Source organism: Nocardia sp. CY15, assembly GCF_009829295.1.
GTDB lineage: Bacteria > Actinomycetota > Actinomycetes > Mycobacteriales > Mycobacteriaceae > Nocardia > Nocardia sputi.
This window is the reverse complement of record NZ_VUOT01000018.1, coordinates 41,756-59,219: the sequence shown is the minus strand read 5'-3', so window position 1 is coordinate 59,219 and position 17,464 is coordinate 41,756. Positions and strand designations below refer to the sequence as shown.

At 69.8% G+C, this 17,464-nt stretch carries 18 protein-coding genes and 2 pseudogenes; 14 read left to right on the top strand and 6 right to left on the bottom strand.

Translation table 11 applies throughout. The features are described 5' to 3' along the window. The first annotated feature begins 41 nt into the window (after positions 1 to 41). Positions 42 to 347 carry a hypothetical protein gene (locus tag GVY39_RS34490; RefSeq protein ID WP_236565563.1) on the top strand — a complete coding sequence of 102 codons (306 nt, stop codon included), beginning with the start codon at positions 42 to 44 and terminating at the stop codon, positions 345 to 347. Between the two features lie 500 nt (positions 348 to 847). Here the strand turns inward: GVY39_RS34490 and GVY39_RS20205 are convergent, their stop codons facing one another. Continuing rightward, positions 848 to 1,279 carry a nitroreductase family deazaflavin-dependent oxidoreductase gene (locus GVY39_RS20205; RefSeq protein ID WP_159926836.1) on the bottom strand — a complete coding sequence of 144 codons (432 nt, stop codon included), beginning with the start codon at positions 1,277 to 1,279 and terminating at the stop codon, positions 848 to 850. A gap of 94 nt (positions 1,280 to 1,373) precedes the next feature. After that, entirely contained in the window at positions 1,374 to 1,787 is a 414-nt protein-coding gene (locus GVY39_RS20200) for a TIGR03668 family PPOX class F420-dependent oxidoreductase (RefSeq protein ID WP_195070749.1), read from the bottom strand. Positions 1,788 to 1,920: 133 nt separating this feature from the next. On the opposite strand from GVY39_RS20200, the gene GVY39_RS20195 reads away from it, so the two are divergent. Continuing rightward, positions 1,921 to 2,373 carry a hypothetical protein gene (locus tag GVY39_RS20195; RefSeq protein WP_159926834.1) on the top strand — a complete coding sequence of 151 codons (453 nt, stop codon included), beginning with the start codon at positions 1,921 to 1,923 and terminating at the stop codon, positions 2,371 to 2,373. Between the two features lie 4 nt (positions 2,374 to 2,377). On the opposite strand, the gene GVY39_RS20190 is transcribed toward GVY39_RS20195, so the two are convergent. Beyond that, the gene (locus tag GVY39_RS20190) at positions 2,378 to 3,157 is read right to left on the bottom strand and encodes an MBL fold metallo-hydrolase (protein ID WP_159926832.1); all 780 of its coding nucleotides are present in this window, start codon (positions 3,155 to 3,157) and stop codon (positions 2,378 to 2,380) included. 602 nt (positions 3,158 to 3,759) lie between these two features. On the opposite strand from GVY39_RS20190, the gene GVY39_RS20185 reads away from it, so the two are divergent. The 9 genes from GVY39_RS20185 to GVY39_RS20145 all read left to right on the top strand — a co-directional run bounded on the left by GVY39_RS20185 (position 3,760) and on the right by GVY39_RS20145 (position 11,132). Then, positions 3,760 to 5,046, top strand: coding sequence for a sensor histidine kinase KdpD (locus GVY39_RS20185; RefSeq protein WP_236565562.1), 1,287 nt, complete (start codon positions 3,760 to 3,762; stop codon positions 5,044 to 5,046). Continuing rightward, positions 5,043 to 5,459 (top strand): roadblock/LC7 domain-containing protein, encoded by a 417-nt coding sequence (locus GVY39_RS20180; RefSeq protein ID WP_159926830.1) that lies wholly within the window; start codon positions 5,043 to 5,045, stop codon positions 5,457 to 5,459. The genes GVY39_RS20185 and GVY39_RS20180 overlap by 4 nt, the downstream gene beginning before the upstream one ends. Beyond that, entirely contained in the window at positions 5,456 to 5,821 is a 366-nt protein-coding gene (locus tag GVY39_RS20175) for a DUF742 domain-containing protein (protein WP_159926828.1), read from the top strand. Before GVY39_RS20180 ends, GVY39_RS20175 begins: the two co-directional genes overlap by 4 nt. Next, complete coding sequence (locus tag GVY39_RS20170; protein ID WP_159926826.1) at positions 5,802 to 6,446, top strand: ATP/GTP-binding protein; 645 nt, start codon at positions 5,802 to 5,804, stop codon at positions 6,444 to 6,446. The genes GVY39_RS20175 and GVY39_RS20170 overlap by 20 nt, the downstream gene beginning before the upstream one ends. Then, complete coding sequence (locus GVY39_RS20165) at positions 6,443 to 7,714, top strand: cytochrome P450 (protein WP_159926824.1); 1,272 nt, start codon at positions 6,443 to 6,445, stop codon at positions 7,712 to 7,714. Before GVY39_RS20170 ends, GVY39_RS20165 begins: the two co-directional genes overlap by 4 nt. Continuing rightward, positions 7,711 to 8,940, top strand: a complete 1,230-nt coding sequence (locus tag GVY39_RS20160) for a cytochrome P450 (protein WP_236565561.1) — start codon at positions 7,711 to 7,713, stop codon at positions 8,938 to 8,940. Before GVY39_RS20165 ends, GVY39_RS20160 begins: the two co-directional genes overlap by 4 nt. A 27-nt stretch (positions 8,941 to 8,967) precedes the next feature. After that, positions 8,968 to 9,819 (top strand): helix-turn-helix transcriptional regulator, encoded by an 852-nt coding sequence (locus tag GVY39_RS20155; RefSeq protein WP_159926822.1) that lies wholly within the window; start codon positions 8,968 to 8,970, stop codon positions 9,817 to 9,819. 76 nt (positions 9,820 to 9,895) lie between these two features. Next, positions 9,896 to 10,666: an SDR family NAD(P)-dependent oxidoreductase gene (locus tag GVY39_RS20150; protein WP_159926820.1), complete on the top strand. Its 771-nt coding sequence runs from the start codon at positions 9,896 to 9,898 to the stop codon at positions 10,664 to 10,666. Between the two features lie 67 nt (positions 10,667 to 10,733). Then, on the top strand, positions 10,734 to 11,132 hold the full coding sequence (locus GVY39_RS20145) for an NUDIX domain-containing protein (RefSeq protein ID WP_159926818.1): 399 nt from the start codon (positions 10,734 to 10,736) through the stop codon (positions 11,130 to 11,132). A 184-nt stretch (positions 11,133 to 11,316) separates the two neighbouring features. Here the strand turns inward: GVY39_RS20145 and GVY39_RS20140 are convergent. Together GVY39_RS20140 and GVY39_RS20135 are read right to left on the bottom strand one after the other, a co-directional pair. Then, positions 11,317 to 11,556, bottom strand: a pseudogene (locus GVY39_RS20140) (PaaI family thioesterase); the annotation flags it as partial. 60 nt (positions 11,557 to 11,616) lie between these two features. After that, complete coding sequence (locus GVY39_RS20135; RefSeq protein WP_159926816.1) at positions 11,617 to 11,808, bottom strand: DUF6011 domain-containing protein; 192 nt, start codon at positions 11,806 to 11,808, stop codon at positions 11,617 to 11,619. Between the two features lie 308 nt (positions 11,809 to 12,116). Between GVY39_RS20135 and GVY39_RS33960 the strand changes: the two genes are divergently transcribed. The 3 genes and pseudogenes from GVY39_RS33960 to GVY39_RS20125 all read left to right on the top strand — a co-directional run bounded on the left by GVY39_RS33960 (position 12,117) and on the right by GVY39_RS20125 (position 16,809). Beyond that, a complete protein-coding gene (locus tag GVY39_RS33960; protein WP_201295279.1) occupies positions 12,117 to 12,596 on the top strand; it encodes an IPT/TIG domain-containing protein in 480 nt (159 codons plus the stop codon). Between the two features lie 72 nt (positions 12,597 to 12,668). Next, positions 12,669 to 14,021, top strand: a pseudogene (locus tag GVY39_RS35300) (IPT/TIG domain-containing protein); the annotation flags it as partial. 199 nt (positions 14,022 to 14,220) lie between these two features. After that, complete coding sequence (locus GVY39_RS20125; RefSeq protein ID WP_159926814.1) at positions 14,221 to 16,809, top strand: S-layer family protein; 2,589 nt, start codon at positions 14,221 to 14,223, stop codon at positions 16,807 to 16,809. Between the two features lie 30 nt (positions 16,810 to 16,839). Here the strand turns inward: GVY39_RS20125 and GVY39_RS20120 are convergent, their stop codons facing one another. Beyond that, positions 16,840 to 17,244 carry a hypothetical protein gene (locus GVY39_RS20120; protein WP_159926812.1) on the bottom strand — a complete coding sequence of 135 codons (405 nt, stop codon included), beginning with the start codon at positions 17,242 to 17,244 and terminating at the stop codon, positions 16,840 to 16,842. Positions 17,245 to 17,464: the final 220 nt, after the last annotated feature.

Here is a 17,464-nt window from a genome sequence, read left to right as displayed (position 1 = left end):
GACGCCGAGTCCCGCGTGACACCTGTGGCCGACCGTGTCCGGTGTGCACCAACTGCGACTACGAGGCCGGTGATGACGACACCGATCCGGCACAGCGCCCACGACCCGAACACTCTGTCCGGTGGCGCGGCGTCGCGGCGGCGATGTTCGCGATCGCCCGAGGCGGAAACGAATTCACGCCGCTGCTGCTCCTCGCCGCCGCCGGATCGCTGCTGCTCGCGTTCGGGTCCGCGTCGGTACCGCTGATATCGGCGGGACGGGTGCTGTGTGGCTCGGCCCTCGGATCGGCGATGGCGGTCGGCGGCAGCTGGCTCAGGCGCCGTGGCCGAACACCTTGGCGGACCTGATCAACGTGGGGCTGTGCCTGATCGCGGCCGTGTGGGTCACCCAGGCACCGGAAACCGTTACCCCGCAGAGGAATCCGGGTCGGCTTCGCGATGATCTACGAATTCCGGCTGCGGAACACCGGCGCTTTCGCACCGTCGCGATACCGGCCGCGCTGTGGCTGTTCGCCTCCGGCGCGACCGGCGTACGCGGTGCTGCCCGTGCTGATGGCGCCGCGGGTCGATGCGGCGCCGATCGCGTTCTCCGCTCTGGTGTGCGTCGTCAACCTCGGCTGCGGATTCGCGATCCAGTCCGCCGCGCGCCGGATCGACCGGCCCGGCACCGCGCGGGCGGCCGTGGTGGCGCTGAGCGCGGTGACCGGCGTTGCTTTCGTTCCTGCACAATGCCTTCGGCCTCGGCTATCCGGCGATGTTCGGCGTCGGCGCGCTCGCGGCGGCCGGATGTCTCGGTCTGGCGCTGCGCGACTACCGAGCCCGGCCGGCGCCGATCGTGGGAGAGGGTCTCATTTCTTCGGCGTCAGCAGGACGAGCGGAATCTCCCTGGTGGTCTTCGTCTGATAGTCGGCGTAGGTCGGCTGCGCGGAGGTGATCCGGGGCCATAGCTGCGCCCGTTCCTCGGCGGTGGCCACTCTGGCCGTCATCGGCACCTTGGGTCCGCTCTGCACGGACACGACGACGTCCGGCTTGTCGCGCAGGTTCAGAAACCACGCCGGGTGCACGGGGTCGCCGCCCCGCGAGGCGACGATGACGTAGGTGTCGCCGTCGACGATCGGCGCGGTGAGCATGACCGCGTGCGGGCGACCGGATTTGCGGCCGGTGGTCGTCAGCTCCAGCGACGGCATGCCGGCGAACTCGTTGCCCAGCTTCCCGAAGCTGAGCTTCAGCAGGGCGCGATGCGCCGTATTCATGGCCTTCAACGCGAAATTCGAGGGCATGCGATCCTCACGGTCAGCTCGACAGGTGGCACGGCACGACGCCTCCGCTGGAGGCCCCGGCGAATCGGACTGTACCCGAAACGGCGGTCCCCCCTCAGCGCGCGGACCACCCCGACCAGCGGGCCACATCGATGGCTATCACCGGCCCCGGTGGCGGCTGTCGCTCGTATTGGGGATAGCGCTCGGACAAACGGCGGATCGCCGCTTCCGATTCGGCGGCCTCCGCGATGCGGGCATCCCCGTCGGCGCGTGCCCACCACAGCTGGGCCCAGTCCTCGTCGTAGCGGTCGACGAGCACGGTGACCGCCGGGTTCGCCGCGATATTCGCCAGCCGGCGCAGCGCGGTGGTCGTCTTCGGCTTGGCGTCGACGCTGGTGTAGATCACCTCGCCCGCCACGACGAACACGATGGGGACCAGGTGCGGGCGCAGCTGCGCCGAAACGGTTGCCAACCGCGCGACCGGACCGGTCGCGAATCGCCTGCGCGCCTCCTGTGAACTCAGCCGCACACCCACCTCCTCGAAGTCGTCACACCGGCGAATCGGGTATCGGGTCCGTTCCATCCCCTATGCAACCGGACATTTGCCGTGAAATCACGGCGATCGACAACTCCCACGCTACGGTCGAGGGAATGTTTGACCCGTGAACTGGCGAAATCACCAGAAGGTGGAGGCGGTCGTGGACATCGATATAACTGCCCGGGTGAATCTAGCGTTCGAGATGTGGGAGCGGGCGCACGGGCGACCACTGGCCGACGATACGGTCGAGACGTGGGTGACCGCGGCCGGGTACGACCTGGAGCCGGGGCAGCTGGCGAAGGTTCGGCGCGGACAGCTCACCGCACTCCCGGAGCAGGCTCGGGCCGGTCTGGCCCACGTGTTCGGGCTCGACCCCAATTACTTCGTCTTCGATCCGGGCCCCGATCGGGCCGACGACGCCGAAGTGATCGCCCACCTGGACAATTCGGCGCTGCGCCGCCTCGGCCAAGCCGTGAACGGCGTGTCGCTGCGCACGCTGTTGTACCTGGAGTCCGTCGCCGAAGTACTCCGCGAGGCCGACGGCCTGCCTCCGTGCGAGCAAACCGCGCAACTCTGATCGATCACGTCAGCGGATCGGCTTCGGCCCCGGCTCGACGGCCCGTGGGCCGGCCACACCGCTGATCCCACGGCGGGACCCATCCGCCTTCCCGCACACCTTGCCCGGCGCGCCACGCCGCGGCCGCCGCGCCGAACAGCACATCGCCGTGGCCGACACAGATCGTCTCCACTTCCAGTCCGGCCAGCCGGGCAACGGCGTCCTCCACGGCCGCGCTGTCGGCGTTGAAGACGCCGGGCATGGTGACGCCTCCGACATTCGCCAAGGTGTCGCCGGTGAACAGCAGACGATGTCGCGCCAGGTGCAGGGCGATACTGCCTGCCGTGTGCCCGGGCACGGCGATCACCTCAGCGCCCCCGCCGAAGGCGATGCGATCGGCGTCGTCGAGTTCGCGGTCCACCGGTGACGGAGGTGGCGGGGAGAACGGCGGCAGCGCCTCGGCGATGGGGATCTCCCACTCCCGCAGCACCGGCGGCGGAGCCACCCGAGAACCACGGACGACGCCTGCGTCCGCGCGATGCACCAGCACCTGCGCACCCCAGTCGCGGATCGCCGCGGCGGCGCCGATGTGGTCGGCGTGCGCGTGCGTGATCACCAGCCGGCGCACCTGCTCGCGCTCGAATCCCAGTTCCGCGAGTCCACGCCCGATCTCCTCGGCCGAACCCGGAGGGCCGCTGTCGATCAGGCTCACTTCGGCGTCGTCGTTCCACACGAAGACGTTGAGATCATTCACTTCGGGGAACTGGAGCGCATGCAGCTGGGGGCTGATCTGGAGGATTCTCATCCGAACGACGGTAGAGACCGCGCGCCCGGCGCGCCCGGCGATTCTGCCGCAGGCAGACGAGCTCCGGCGACGTGGACCCGCCCGGCACGGATCGCTTCCGCCAGACGCGACACCGCAACGGAACGCGATAATCGACATTTCAAGCACCGCCGGAAATGCGGTGTCCGGCAAACGCCGGCTATCAATAGTGAATTCTAGGCAAACCGCCATCGAACAATTCTCCAGCCGAACGAGCTGGCGCGGAGCCTTTGTGGGTCGGCGCAGTGACTTCCGAGCATCTGCGCGGCATGCGAAACATTCGGCCGAGCGCGTTCGTATCCGTTTCACTTCGAGTGGCGCCACACCGGCCGGGCGGCTATGCTCGGCCCGCGAGATTCGAAATTGCTTGTCGGTCTGCGTATTTGGGGTGAGGTAGGCACGCAGTAGGGGGTCAGGGATGCCATTTCCCCGCGGTGAGCGCGAGTGCGGAAGTACGGAACTTGTCAGAGTCGTTGGATGTGCCGGCGAGTGAGCCCGGCGAAAGCGCTGTACGGCGCTCGAAAACGCCGTACGCGACATTGTCGGCCTGTGTTATAGCCGGCGCGGCCGTCGTCACGACGGCGGTGTACTACGCACCCGACGAATTCCGCATTTCACTCGCTGCGGGCGGCGCCGTCGCCGCGATCGCCCTGTGCGCCGCGGTGACGGCGGCGGTCCACTTCCACCGGGAAGCCCGGCACGCCCGGCGAGAGGCCGACCGAGCCCTCGCCGACCGCGCGTTCGCCGCCGCCGAGGCGCAAGCCGAGGTCACCGCCGCGAACCAGGCGGTCGCCGAGCACACAGCGCGCGCGAAGAGCAGCGAGAGCCGTCGCGCCGCGGCCATGGCGGCCTTCGCCGGGGCCGCGGGCCGCATGCAGGCGATGACCACCGGCATGCTGGCGGAGCTGCGCGAGATGGAGCATCGGCACGGCGATCCCACCGTGCTCGCCGACCTGCTGCAACTGGATCACCGCACTGCCCAGGCGGGCAGGCTGGCCGACAGCATCGCCGTGCTCAGCGGCGCGCGATCCGGCCGCAGGTGGGCCAAACCGATTGCCATGGAATCGATTCTGCGCGGCGCGATGGGACGCGTCGCCGGTTATCAGCGGGTGCGGTTGCGCGCGATCGCCGATATCGCGATCTCCGGTCACGCAGCGGAAGGCGTCATGCACGCGCTGGCGGAGCTGCTCGACAACGCTTGCAACTTCTCCCCGCCTACCACCGAGGTGCACGTCTACGCCGCCGAGGTCCCCGCGGGCGTCATCATCACCATCGAGGACAGCGGGTTGGTGATGAGCGCCTCGGCCCTGCGCCGCGCCGAGGCGGCGGTGTCGGCCACCGGACCGGACGCACGCGGCTCCGGCGTCGACCTGTCCTCGCTGACCGGGACCCGGCTCGGCCTCGCCGTGGTGGGCCATCTGGCGCGCAAGCACGGACTCACCGTCTCCTACCGGCCGTCGGCCATCGGCGGCACCGCCGTGGTCGTGGTGATCCCGCGAGATCTCACCACTCGCTCGCAACGGCCCCAGCCGTCCACCACCACCGGCACGCTGCCGGTCGCACGGGAGCGGGCCCGCACCAGCGCGCCGCCGGAACACTCGGACGCCGATCCGGAGTTCGTTCGCAGCGCCGCGCATCCACCCGCCCGGCCCGCTCCCGCCGTCGCGAGCCCGGCGCTGCCCAAGCGACGCCGAGGCAGCACGCTGGCCGCCGTCCACCCGGACGGGCTCGCGGCGCCGGAACCTGCCACGCCGGCTCCGCTCCCGGCCGGGCCGGACTCGCTCGGTGCGTTCCAGCGCGCGGTGACCAAGCGCGCGACCGACAGCGCCGCCGCCACTTCCCCCGCACCCTCCGTGGAGAACCAACCATGACAACCTCCGAGACCGCGCACCCGAGCTGGCTGTTGGAACAGCTGCTCACCCGCACCCCGCGCACCAGGCACGCCCTACTGCTGTCGAGCGACGGGCTGAAGATCTGCCACACGCCCGAACTCACCGTGGACAGGGCCGACCAGCTCGCCGCCATCGCGGCGGGCATCCAGAGCCTCTCGCACGGCGCTTCGGTGGAATTCGGCGACGGCCGGGCGGGAGTACGCCAGTCGATGACCGAGTTCTACGGCGGCATCCTGTTCGTCGTCGAAGCCGGGCTCGGCGCGCACATCGCGGTCGTCGCCGCCGAGGACGCGGACGCGGGGCTGGTCGGCCACAACATGCGGGAACTGGTGGAACAGCTCGGCGAACACTTGGCAGCCACGCCGCGCTTCCCCGGAGCGGGCGTGCCGTGACCAGGCCGGGCCGGGACGACGACCCCGATCGGCTCTACACGCTGACCGGGGGGCGGAGCCAGCCGGACTCCGACACCTTCGACCTGGTCACCTTGGTGGTCAGCGAGTGCGCACCGGCGCCGGGCATGCAGTCCGAGCACGTGGCGATCCTCGACATGTGCCACGCCCCGACCTCCGTCGTCGAGATCGCCGCCCAGCTGCGCATTCCGGTCGGCATCGTCACCATCCTGCTGTCGGACCTGCTGCACGCGGGCAAGATCACCGTACGACCGCCGCAGGCCGGCCGGCCCGGCGAGCCATGGCATTCCCTGCCCGACACCACCACGCTCGAGAAGGTGCTCGTTGGACTTCGCAAACTCTGATCCGCGCCCCGCCCGCGCGGACGCACCGCTGCATCGGGCGACCAGGCGGGGACTGAAGATCGTCATCGTCGGCGGTTTCGGCGTCGGCAAGACGACGATGGTCCGCGCGGTGAGCGAGATCCGGCCCCTCGACACCGAGGCGATCATGACCGACGAGGGGCTGGACATCGACGACCCCAGCGGCGCGCCGGACAAATCGACGACGACCGTCGCCTTCGACTTCGGACGGATCACCATCGATGACGAGCACGTGCTGTACCTGTTCGGCGCACCGGGGCAGCAACGGTTCCGGTTCCTCTGGAATCGGCTGTTCACCGGCGCGCTCGGCGCGATCGTGCTGGTCGACCCGCACCGGATAGCGGATTCCTGGTACGCCGTCGACCGGCTGGAACACCAGAAGACGCCGTTCATCGTCGCCTGCAACGACTTCGGCGGCGGACATCGTCCCGACGAGGTCCGCGACGCGCTCGACCTCGATCCGCATGTGCCGGTGATCGACTGCGACGCCCGTTCTCGGGAGTCCGGCAAGGGCGTACTCATCACCCTCGTCGAGCACCTCTACGCCACCGCCCCGCCCCCGGCCGCCCCGCGCCCCTTGTTCCCGACTCCGGAGGCCGCGTCATGACCACGCCCGCGCCGAGTTCCACCGGCAACTGCCCCGTCCACGCCGCCCCGGTCCCGTTGAGCGGGCCACGTTTCCACACCGACCCGCACCAGCTCTATCACGAGATGCGCCGCGAGCACGGACCGGTGGTCGCCGTCGAGTTGCCCGGCGGCGTCCCCGCGTGGCTGGTCATCGGCTACCGCGAACTGCACCAGGTGACCAGCGATCCGGAGTTGTTCCCCCGCGATGTCGGCCGGTGGAACCAGTGGCCGAACATCCCGCCGGACTGGCCGCTGCTGCCGATGGTCGGGCAGCCGATGCCGTCGATCTATTTCACCGCGGGCGCGGAGCACCGCAGGCACGTGGCGATGGTGGAGCCCGCGCTGGAGAGCGTCGACACCTTCGAATTGCGGCGCACCTGCGAGGACCTGGCCGACCGCCTGATCGACGCGTTCTGTGGCCGGGGCGAAGCGGAACTGGTCGCCGATTTCGCCGAGCCGCTGCCGGTGCTGGCCCTGGCGCGGATCCTCGGTTTCCCCGACGAGGACGGACCGCGGCTGGCCTGGACGATGAAGACGCTCGCCGACGGCGGGGCCGACGCCCAGGCCGCGCATCAGCAGTTCGCCGAGCACATACAGCGCCTGCTCGCGACCAAGCAGGCCGCGCCGGGCGCCGACCTCGTGTCCTGGATGCTGGCCCATCCCGGCCCGTTCACCGATCAGGAATACGTCTTGGACCTGATGGCGGTCACCGCCGCGGGGTATCTGCCCACGGCCGACTGGATCGGGAACTCGGTGCGGCTGATGCTCACCGACGACAGGTTCGCCGCCGCGCTCGGCGGCGGGCGCCACAGTGTGGGACAGGCGATGAACGAAGTGCTGTGGGAGGACACGCCGACCCAGATCCTGGCCGGGCGCTGGGCCGCCCGCGACACCCGGCTGGGTGACAAGGTCATCCGAGCCGGGGACATGCTGCTGCTCGGGTTGGCCGCGGCCAACGCCGATCCCCATGTGCGCCAGCATGTCCGCGACGGCGCCGAACCGGCGCACGCAGGCAACAGCGCGCATTTCGCGTTCGGCTACGGCGAATACCGCTGCCCCTTTCCCGCGCAAGAGATCGCCGAGGTCATCGCGCGCACCGGCATCGAGGTCCTGCTCGACCGGCTGCCCGACCTCGACCTGGCGGTGCCCGCCCAGAACCTGGTCCGGCGGCCCTCGGCCTTCCTGCGCGGCATGACATCCCTCCCCGTCCGTTTCACACCCGTTCGTACCGTCGGAGGTGCCCCGTGAGCAGAGAATGCCCATATGCCGCAACCCTTGCCATCGATCCGATGGTCGGTGACCTGGCCGCAGAGACCAGCCTGCTGCGCGCCGCGGGCCCGCTCGCCCGGATCGAACTGCTCGGCGTACCCGCCTGGACCGTCACTCAGCACGCGCTGGCCAGGCAACTGCTCGTCGACACCAGGCTGGTCAAGGACATCGGCGCCTGGTCGCTGTGGCGGTCCGGCGTGGTGACCAGGCAGTGGCCGCTGATCGGCATGATCGACGCGGGCCGTTCCATGTTCACCGTCGACGGCGCCGAACACCGCAGACTGCGGATCAAGACCACCCAGGCGTTGACCAAACGCAGGCTGGACGCGCTACGCCCGGCGATCGACCGCATGACCGCCGAACTGCTTGACGACCTCGCCGAGGCCGGACGCGACGGCGCGGTGGACCTCAAGACGGTGTTCGCCTATCCGCTGCCGATGCGGGTCATCAGTGAGCTGATGGGCGTGGATCGGGCCGACCATCCGATGCTGCTCAGCTGGTACGAAGCGTTCTTCTCCCTGCTGACGCCGCAGGGTGAGCGGCTGCGGGTGATCGACGAGCTGGACGCCTACTTCACCGAACTGGTGCGCAAGAAGGCCGCCGATCCGACCGACGACCTGACCAGCGCTTTCCTCGTCGGCGGCGAGACCGAGCCGCTGACCGAGGAAGAGGTGGTCGGCAACCTGAAAGCGCTGGTGGCCGCCGGGCACGAAACGACGATCGGGCTCATCCTCAACGCGGTGCGCGCCCTGCTGGGACGCCCGGAACAGTTGAGCGCCGTTCGCGCGGGCGATCTGACGTGGGATGCCGCGGTGGAGGAAACCCTGCGCTGGGACAGCCCGGTGACCCATCTGCTGATGCGGTTCGCGACCGAGGACATCGTCGTCGGCGACACCGTCATCGAGAAGGGCGAGGGAGTCGTCATGTCCTACCGCGCGATCGGGCGGGACCTCGCCGTGCACGGCCCGGACGCCGACGAGTTCGACGTCGCCCGCCCCACGGCGAACCGGCACTTGGCATTCGGTTACGGCCCGCACATCTGCCCGGGTGCGGCGCTGGCCCGCTTGGAAGCGGGAATCGCGCTGCCCGCCTTGTTCGCCCGCTTCCCCGGCCTGCGCTTCGCCGTGCCGGTCGAGGAGATCCGCAATCTGCCGGTGCTCACCCAGAACGACCTCGAAGCGTTCCCGGTGTATATCGGGAACTGATCCGAAGCGCCGATTGTTACCGTGGCTATGGCCAGCGAAACCTCGGCGGAGCTGCACCGGCGTGCCCAGCTCCGCGACTTCCTCCGCACCCGTAGAGCCCGGCTGACGCCGCAGGACGTCGGCCTGTCGGCGGTAGGCCGTCGCCGGACGCCCGGCCTGCGGCGGGAGGAGGTCGCGATGCTCGCCGGCGTGGGCGTGTCCTGGTACACGTGGCTGGAGCAGGGACGCGACATCACGGTGTCGGCGGAGGTACTCGACGCGATCGGCGCGGCACTGCGCCTGTCCGGGCCGGAGCGCAGGCATCTGTATCTGCTCGCCGGCCTCAACCCGCCGCCGTCCGGCCGCACGCGCGACACCGAGGTCACCCCGCAGCTGCGTGGGCTGATCGAGGCGTGGGGCTCGCGACCCGCGGTGCTGCGTGACCGCTGCTGGAATCTGCTCACGGTCAACGACGCGGCGCGAGCCGTCTTCGGATTCACCGACGCCGACCACAACTGCTTGATCTCGTTCTTCACCAACGCCAGGTATCGCGGAATGCACGTGGAGTGGGCCGCGATCGCGCCCGCGGTCGTTGCCGCGTTCCGTGCCGACGCGGCGCATGCCCCCGGTGACCCGGAGTTCGGCCGGGTGGTCGGCGAACTCACCGCCGCGAGCCCCGAGTTCGCCCGGTTGTGGGCCCGCCACGACGTGGACGCCGCCGTCCAAGCCGTGAAGGCGGTGCGCCATCCGGAGGCCGGTGACCTGCTGTTCGACACGACCACCCTCGCGGTGGCCGACCACCCGGACTGGTTCCTGGTGCTCTACAACCCGCAACCGGGCACCGAGACCGCGCAGCGAGTCGAAGGGCTGACGCGGATCGGACTCGCCGTCTCGGCATGAGGCATAACCTGGTGGTGCCACACCTAGGTCAACTGGACACTGTTCGGCCCGTGCTCGCTTCGGCACGCTGATTCCCATGACGCACAACATCTCCCGATTCGACGGCAAGGTCGCACTCATCACCGGCGGTTCGAGCGGCATGGGACTGGCCACCGCACGACGGCTGCTCGCCGAAGGCGCGCAGGTGGTCATCACCGGCCGGGACAAGACTCGGCTGGACGCCGCGCTCGAAGAGTTGAACGGCGACGACCGTGTGATCGCGATCCGGGCCGACGTGGGGCGTTTGGCCGACCTCGACGCGCTCACCGCCGCCATCGGCGACCGGCACGGATGCTTGGACGTGGTATTCGCCAACGCGGGGGTCGCGTCGTTCGGGCCGAGCGGCGAGATCACCGAGGACGAGTTCGATCGCGTCGTGGACATCAACTTCAAAGGCGTTTTCTTCACCATCCAGAAGGCCCTGCCGCTGTTGCCCGAGCACGCGGCGATCGTCATCAACGCGTCGTGGACGCTGCACCGCGGTCTGCCCGGCGGCTCCTTGTACGCGGCCACCAAAGCGGCCGTGCACAACCTGGCCCGCACCTTCGCGGCAGAGTTGGGGCCGCGCGGAATCCGGGTCAATTCCGTGAGCCCCGGCTACATCGAGACGCCCATGTTCCATGACAACGTCGGCCCCGAAGCGCACACCGCCGTGCTCGCCGAGGTCGCGGCCCGCCGGTTGGGCACCGCCGAGGATGTCGCCGACGCCGTGGCATTCCTCGCCTCCGCCGAGGCGTCCTACGTCAACGGGCAGGACCTGATCATCGACGGCGGCTTGGTCGCGGCCGTCTCCCGTGAGCTGATCTGACCGGCCGGTGGGCGGCGGCTGGAAATCCGGTCGACGCCCCGTTCGGGCCGCTCAGTACAGTGGGCCGGTGATTCGCACAGCCGCGCTGGCCCATGTCCGGGATCGTCGCCTGTTGCAGGCGCGCTCGGTCGGCAAGGAAGTCTTCTACATGGCCGGCGGCAAGATCGACCCCGGTGAGACGCCCGAGGCGGCGTTGCGCCGCGAGGTGCGCGAAGAACTCGGTGTGGGCGTCGTCTCCTTCGATGAACTCGGAGTGTTCCAGGCCGAGGCGTATGGGCACTCCCCCGGCACCCGGCTGCACATGACCTGCTTCACCGCGGAACTCGACGGCGAACCGCGACCGACGAGCGAGATCGCCGAGCTGCGCTACTTCACCGTCAGCGAGTACGCCGCGATGGACCACGTGGCCCCCGGCTCGATGCTGGTCTTCCGCAGACTCCACGAACTCGGCGCGGTCGACTGGTAGCCCACCGGGATACCGCCCCGTGACGGCGAGCAGCGCCTACCCCTCAGGCCGAGTCCTGCCCGGCCCGAGGTGGCGTACTTCCAGCAGCGCGAGCGGCGCGCCGAAGCAGGCACCATGCGGGGGGTGAGCGCTCCGAAGCTCGCACCGGCGACCGACGCGATCGAATACCGGCCAGCTTCTGCGGCTAGCCGCTGGCCGCCCGCGAGGTCAGCCGCGAGCCGTCCAGCGTCACCGACCGGATGAAGTTCACCTTCAGCTCCAGCGTCGTATACGCCACGCCATCACCGAGTTTCGTGAAGACGGCGCTGCCCATCGCCGTATCCATCAAGGTGGACAGCACACCGCCGTGCACGGTGAACATCGCGTTGATGGTGGCCGGGTTGGGGTCGAGGTAGTACCGGGTGTAACCGTCGCCCGCCGTCTCCGTGGCGAATCCGCCACTTCTCGCATACGGGACGACCGCGCCGGCACCAGCGCAATCACCTCATGCCGCGATGTCGAACAAGGTCAGCTCCCGTGGTTGTCGTGCGGCGGCGGCGCGCAGTTCGGCGCTTTCCCGGACCGCGCAGGTCGGCCCGATGCCTCGAGCCACCGATTCCGGTGACAGCAGCCAGCCGCGGCAACGGCGGCAATGCGCGACAAGTCTCACGGTGGGGGCTTCGCCGGTCTCAGCCATGTCTTCTCCTCCGGCCGGGCAGATCTGTCGACAGCCTGACATAAGGGACCGACATCGAATCGAGAGTCGGGGGTGGTCAACAGGTCCGCGGCTCCAGCACCCGCCGCCGTACGGAGTGCGCCGGTACGAACGCCGGGCGAGGCGGGCCCAGAGGGCCCTCGAAGGAAAAGTCGCGGATAAAACGGACAAAACGGAGCGGGGATTCGTTGCGAAGCTGCGGTAGCTCGAGGATTACTGAATAGGCCGGGCTACGACATCGTCGGCGGCGCACTCTGTTTCAGCTCACATCACCGCCGGAGGGCAGGCCCATGCCTACTATCACGTCGCTTTCACCGGCTTCGGGGCCCGCGTCCGGAGGTAACAGCGTACTGATCACCGGCGCCGGATTCAGCGGTGTCGGCCCCTTGACGGTGTATTTCGGCACGGCCGCAACGACATTCACCATCGAATCCGATACCCGGATCAGGGCTGTCGCCCCACCCGGAGCCGGGACGGTGCACGTGACGGTCTCCGCGATGCTGAACGGCACGAGCAACCCACTGCCCTACACCTATGTGGCGGTTCCGTCTCTGGCCTCGATCAGTCCGGCCCAGGGGCCGACCGGGACCACGGTCACCCTCAACGGATCGCGTCTGTCCGCAGTGACCGGGGTGAATTTCGGTGGCGCCTCCGCCGGCTCGTTCACGATCGTCTCGCCGACCCAGATCACCGCGACTGTTCCGCCGGGGACGGGCATCGTCCCGGTGACCGTCACATCGCCGGTCGGCACGAGCAATCCACTGCCCTAAACCTATACCCCGACTTCGCCTACCATCACCTCGCTCTCGCCGGCTTTCGGACCGGCCTCCGGCGGCAACAGCGTGGTGATCACCGGCACGGGGTTCACCGGTCCCGCCACGGTGCGATTCGGCTCGACCACGACGACGTTCACCATCGATTCCCCGACGCGGATCACGGCGATCGCTCCACCCGGGACGGGCACGGTACAGGTCACCGTTACCACCACGGGCGGTACCAGCAACGGCTTCACCTACGCCTATCTCGCCGTGCCGTCACTGTTCTCGGTCAGCCCCCACTCCGGCCCGGCGGCGGGCGGTAACACCGTCGTCCTCACCGGTACGGGGTTCGCCGGAACCACGGCAGTGAAATTCGGTGCGACCGCGGCGAACTCGTTCACCGTCATCTCCGGCACCCGAATCACGGCCGTGGCGCCGGCCGGAACCGGCACGGTTGCCGTCACCGTCACCAACCCGAACGGCACCAGCAACGGGGTCCCCTACACCTTCGTCGCCGCACCCGCACTCGCCACGGTGGCACCGGATTCCGGTCCTGAGACCGGCGGCAACACCGTCGTCCTCGAGGGCACCGCCCTCACCGGCACCACCGCCGTCCGCTTCGGTGGCGCACCGACGGCCTCCTTCACCGTGATCTCCCCGACCCGGATCAGCGCTGTCGCCCCAACGGGCTCCGGCACGGTCGACATCACCGTCACCACCGCCGGTGGCACCAGCAACCCCGTGACCTACACCTACATCCCGGCACCGGCACTCGCCACAGTGGCACCGGATTCCGGTCCCGAGACCGGCGGCAACACCGTCGTCCTGGAAGGCAACCGATTCACCGGCGCAACCGCCGTCCGTTTCGGCGCGACCCCCGCCGCCTCCTTCACCGTGGTCTCCGCTACCCGGGTCACCGCCGTCGCGCCCGCCGGAACCGGCACAGTCGACCTCACGGTCACCACCGCCGGTGGCACCAGCAATGCCCTGACCTACAGCTACGTCCCGGCACCGGCACTCGCCACAGTGGCACCGGACTCCGGTCCGGAGACCGGCGGCAACACCGTCGTGCTCACCGGCACCGACCTCACCGGGGCCATCGGCGTCCGCTTCGGCGACACACCGGCGGTCGCTTTCGTGGTGGATTCGGACACCCGCATCAGCGCTGTCGCCCCAACGGGCACCGGCACAGTCGACATCACCGTCACCACCGCCGGTGGCGCCACCAACCCGGTGACCTACACCTACGTCCCGGCACCGGCACTGGCCACCGTCGTCCCGGCCTCGGGACCGGAAGCCGGAGGCAACACCGTCACCCTGACCGGGACGAACCTCGCCGACGCCGACGCGGTGCTCTTCGATGGCACACCCGCGAGCTCGTTCACCGTGGTCTCCGACACCGAGATCACCGCCGTGGCGCCCGCCGGGACCGCCGGGCCGGTCGTCGTCACGGTCATCGCCACGGGTGGCACCAGCAACGGCGTCCTCTATACCTTTGTCGCCGCACCGACTCTCGTCTCGGTCGTCCCGGGCTCCGGTCCGGAGAGCGGCGGCAACACCGTCGTTCTGGAAGGCACCGACTTCACCGGCACGACCACGGTCCGCTTCGGCGACACACCGGCGGTCGGCTTTCGTGGTGGATTCGGACACCCGGATCAGCGTTACCGCGCCCGCGGGCACCGGGACCGTCGACGTCACCGTCACCACCGCGGGCGGTACCGGCAACGCGATGGTCTACCGCTATGTTCCGGCGCCCGCGCTCGCCTCGATCGTTCCCGGCTTCGGCCCGGAAACGGGCGGCAACACCGTCATCCTGACCGGCACCCACCTCACCGAAACCACCGCCGTGCGTTTCGGCGCGAATACCGCGATCGCTTTTACGGTCGTCTCCGACACCGAGATCGCCGCCGAGGTGCCCGCGGGGACCGGTTCCGTCGGTGTCACCGTCACCTCCGCGGGTGGCACCAGCGACTCGGTGACCTACACCTACGTCGCGGCCCCGGCACTGGTCTCCATGGAGCCGGGCTCCGGACCCGAGACCGGCGGCAACACCGTCACCCTCACCGGCACCGGCCTCACCGGCACCACCGCCGTCACCTTCGACGGAACACCGGCGCCGACCTTCACCGTGGTCTCGGATGCCCAGATCACCGCCGTCGCGCCCGCCGGATCCAGCACGGTGGATGCCGTCGTGACCACGGCTGGTGGCACCAGCAACCAACTGACCTACACCTATCTCCCCACACCGGCACTGGCCTCGATAGAGCCGGGCTCCGGACCCGAGACCGGCGGCGACACCGTCACCCTCACCGGCACCGGATTCACCAGCGCCACCGCGGTGAACTTCGGCCTCACCCCGGCGACACAGTTCACGGTGGTCTCCGACACGCGGAAAACCGTGATCGCGCCACCGAGGACCGGCGCGGCGGCGGTCACCGTCACCACCACCGGAGGGGACAGCAACGGCATCGTCTACACCTACGTCCCCGCACCCACCCTCGCCTCCATCCATCCCACCGTCGGACCCACAACCGACGGCAACACCGTCACCCTCACCGGCACCGGACTCACCGGCGCCACCGCGGTCACCTTCGGCGCCACACCCGCCCCTTCGTTCACCCTCGTATCGGATACCGAGATCACCGCCGTCGCCCCCGCGGGCACCGGCACTACCTCGGTCACCGTCACCGCCATCGGCGGCACCAGCAACGGCATCGTCTACACCTACGTCCCCGCACCCACCCTCACCTCCATCCATCCCACCGCCGGACCCACAACCGGCGGCAACACCGTCACCCTCACCGGCACGGACCTCACGGCAACCACGGCGGTGCGTTTCGGTGGCGTGCCTGCGGCGTTCAGGGTCATCTCCGGCAGCGAGATCAGCGCCATCGCTCCCCCCGGGGCCGGGACGATAGGCGTCGCCGTCACCACGGCGGGTGGCATGAGCAACCCCGTCCCCTATGCCTACGTCGCGGCGCCGTCCCTCGCATCGGCGATGCCGGATTCGGGTGCGACCACCGGTGGCAACACCGTCGTCCTCACCGGCACGGGGTTCACCGGTGCTACCACGGTCGACTTCGGTGCGACCGCCGCGGTCTCCTTCGTGGTGGTCTCGGATTCCGAGATCAGGGCCGTGGCGCCTGCCGGGGCGACCGGGAATTTCACCGTCACCGTCACCGCGCCCGGCGGGACGAGCAACGGCTTCTCCTACTCCTACGTCCCTGCGCCGGTCGTCGCCTCAGCCGTCCCCAGCTCCGGGCCGGCAACGGGAGGCAACACCCTCCCGCTCGTCGGCAACGGATTCACCGGCGCGACCGCCGTCCGTTTCGGCGCGACCCCGGCATCGTCCTACACCGTGGTCTCCGACACCCAGATCACCGCTGTAGCGCCAGCCGGTGCCGCGGGACCGGTCGCGGTCACCGTCGCCACCGCAGGCGGCACGAGCAACGGCGTCACCTACACCTACGTCGCCGCGCCCACTCTCACTTCGGTCGTCCCGGCTTCGGGGCCCACCACCGGCGGCAACACCGTCGTCCTCACCGGCACCGGCCTCTCCGGCGCTACGGGGGTGCGCTTCGGCGCGAGTGCCGCTGTCTCCGTCACCGTGGTCTCGGGTTCGCAGCTCAACGCCGTTGTGCCTGCGGGTACGGCGGGACCGGTCGCGGTCACCGTCGCCACCGCGGGCGGCACGAGCAACGGCGACACCTACACCTACGTCACCGCGCCCACTCTCACTTCGGTCGTCCCCCCTTCGGGTCCGGCCGCGGGCGCAGACACCGTCATCCTTACCGGCGCGGGCTTCACCACGGCGACCGCCGTCCGCTTCGGAACCACTCCCGCGATCTCCTTCACCGTGATCTCCGACACCCGGATCGCGGCCGTAACCCCTGCTCGCCCCGCCGGGCCGGTGGCTGTCACCGTCACCGGCCCGGGCGGCACCAGTAACGGCGCCGTTTACACCTATCTCTCCGCACCGGCGATCGTGGCGATCCATCCCGACCAGGGGCCTGCCGCCGGGGGCACCACCGTCGTCCTCACCGGCACGGGATTCACCGGCGCGACGGCGGTACGTTTCGGCACGACGGCTTCGCCGTCGCTCACCGTCCTGTCCGACACGCTGGTCCGTGCCACGGTGCCCGCCGGGCTGGGCGTCGTCACCGTCACGGTCACGGCCCCCGGCGGCATCAGCAACGGCGTCCCCTACACCTATCTCGTCGGCTAGTCCCTTGTCAGCCGGACCCCGGCGGCTTCGTCACGCTTCGGCGCCGTTGCGCGCGGTGTCCGGCTCACGACGAGCGTGCTCCGCCACCCAGACGCCGAGGCCGATCGCCCCGGCAACCGGCCACGACACCAGCCCGCCGATCGCGGCCGCGCCGAGGCCGCCGAAGTAGAGCAACGACTCCCGATCCGGCACGCTTTTGCGCACCGCCGTGGTCGCCGAGGAAACACCGGTCGCCACGGTGCGCGGACCGGGCGGAAGCGGGACTCGCGCCATCCGCATGCCGAGCGTGGGAACCGGGACACGCACTGCGGCGCGCCTGGCGGCCGCGGTGTCCGATCGGGTCGGCGATCGGGTTTCGGTGTCCGGCACCGAACGTGCCTTCTCGGGTGACTCGGGGCCGGATTCGCGGACCTTCTGAGTTGCTGTCTTGGACATACCGCTCCTTCCTTCGTCCTGAACCTCGTCGCTGTTCTGCGATCCGGCCGAGCCGCAACCGCGAACAGTGTGAGCCGACGGACCGAACGGGCGTCGTCGGACCCGTTCGCGGCCGACGGCCACGCACGCGGGGGATCGAACCCTCGCCGACCGGCCCGTCGACGCGGCTGAGGGTCTGGAACCCACGCGCGCGCTTGGCAATGGCTATCAGATTGCTGCG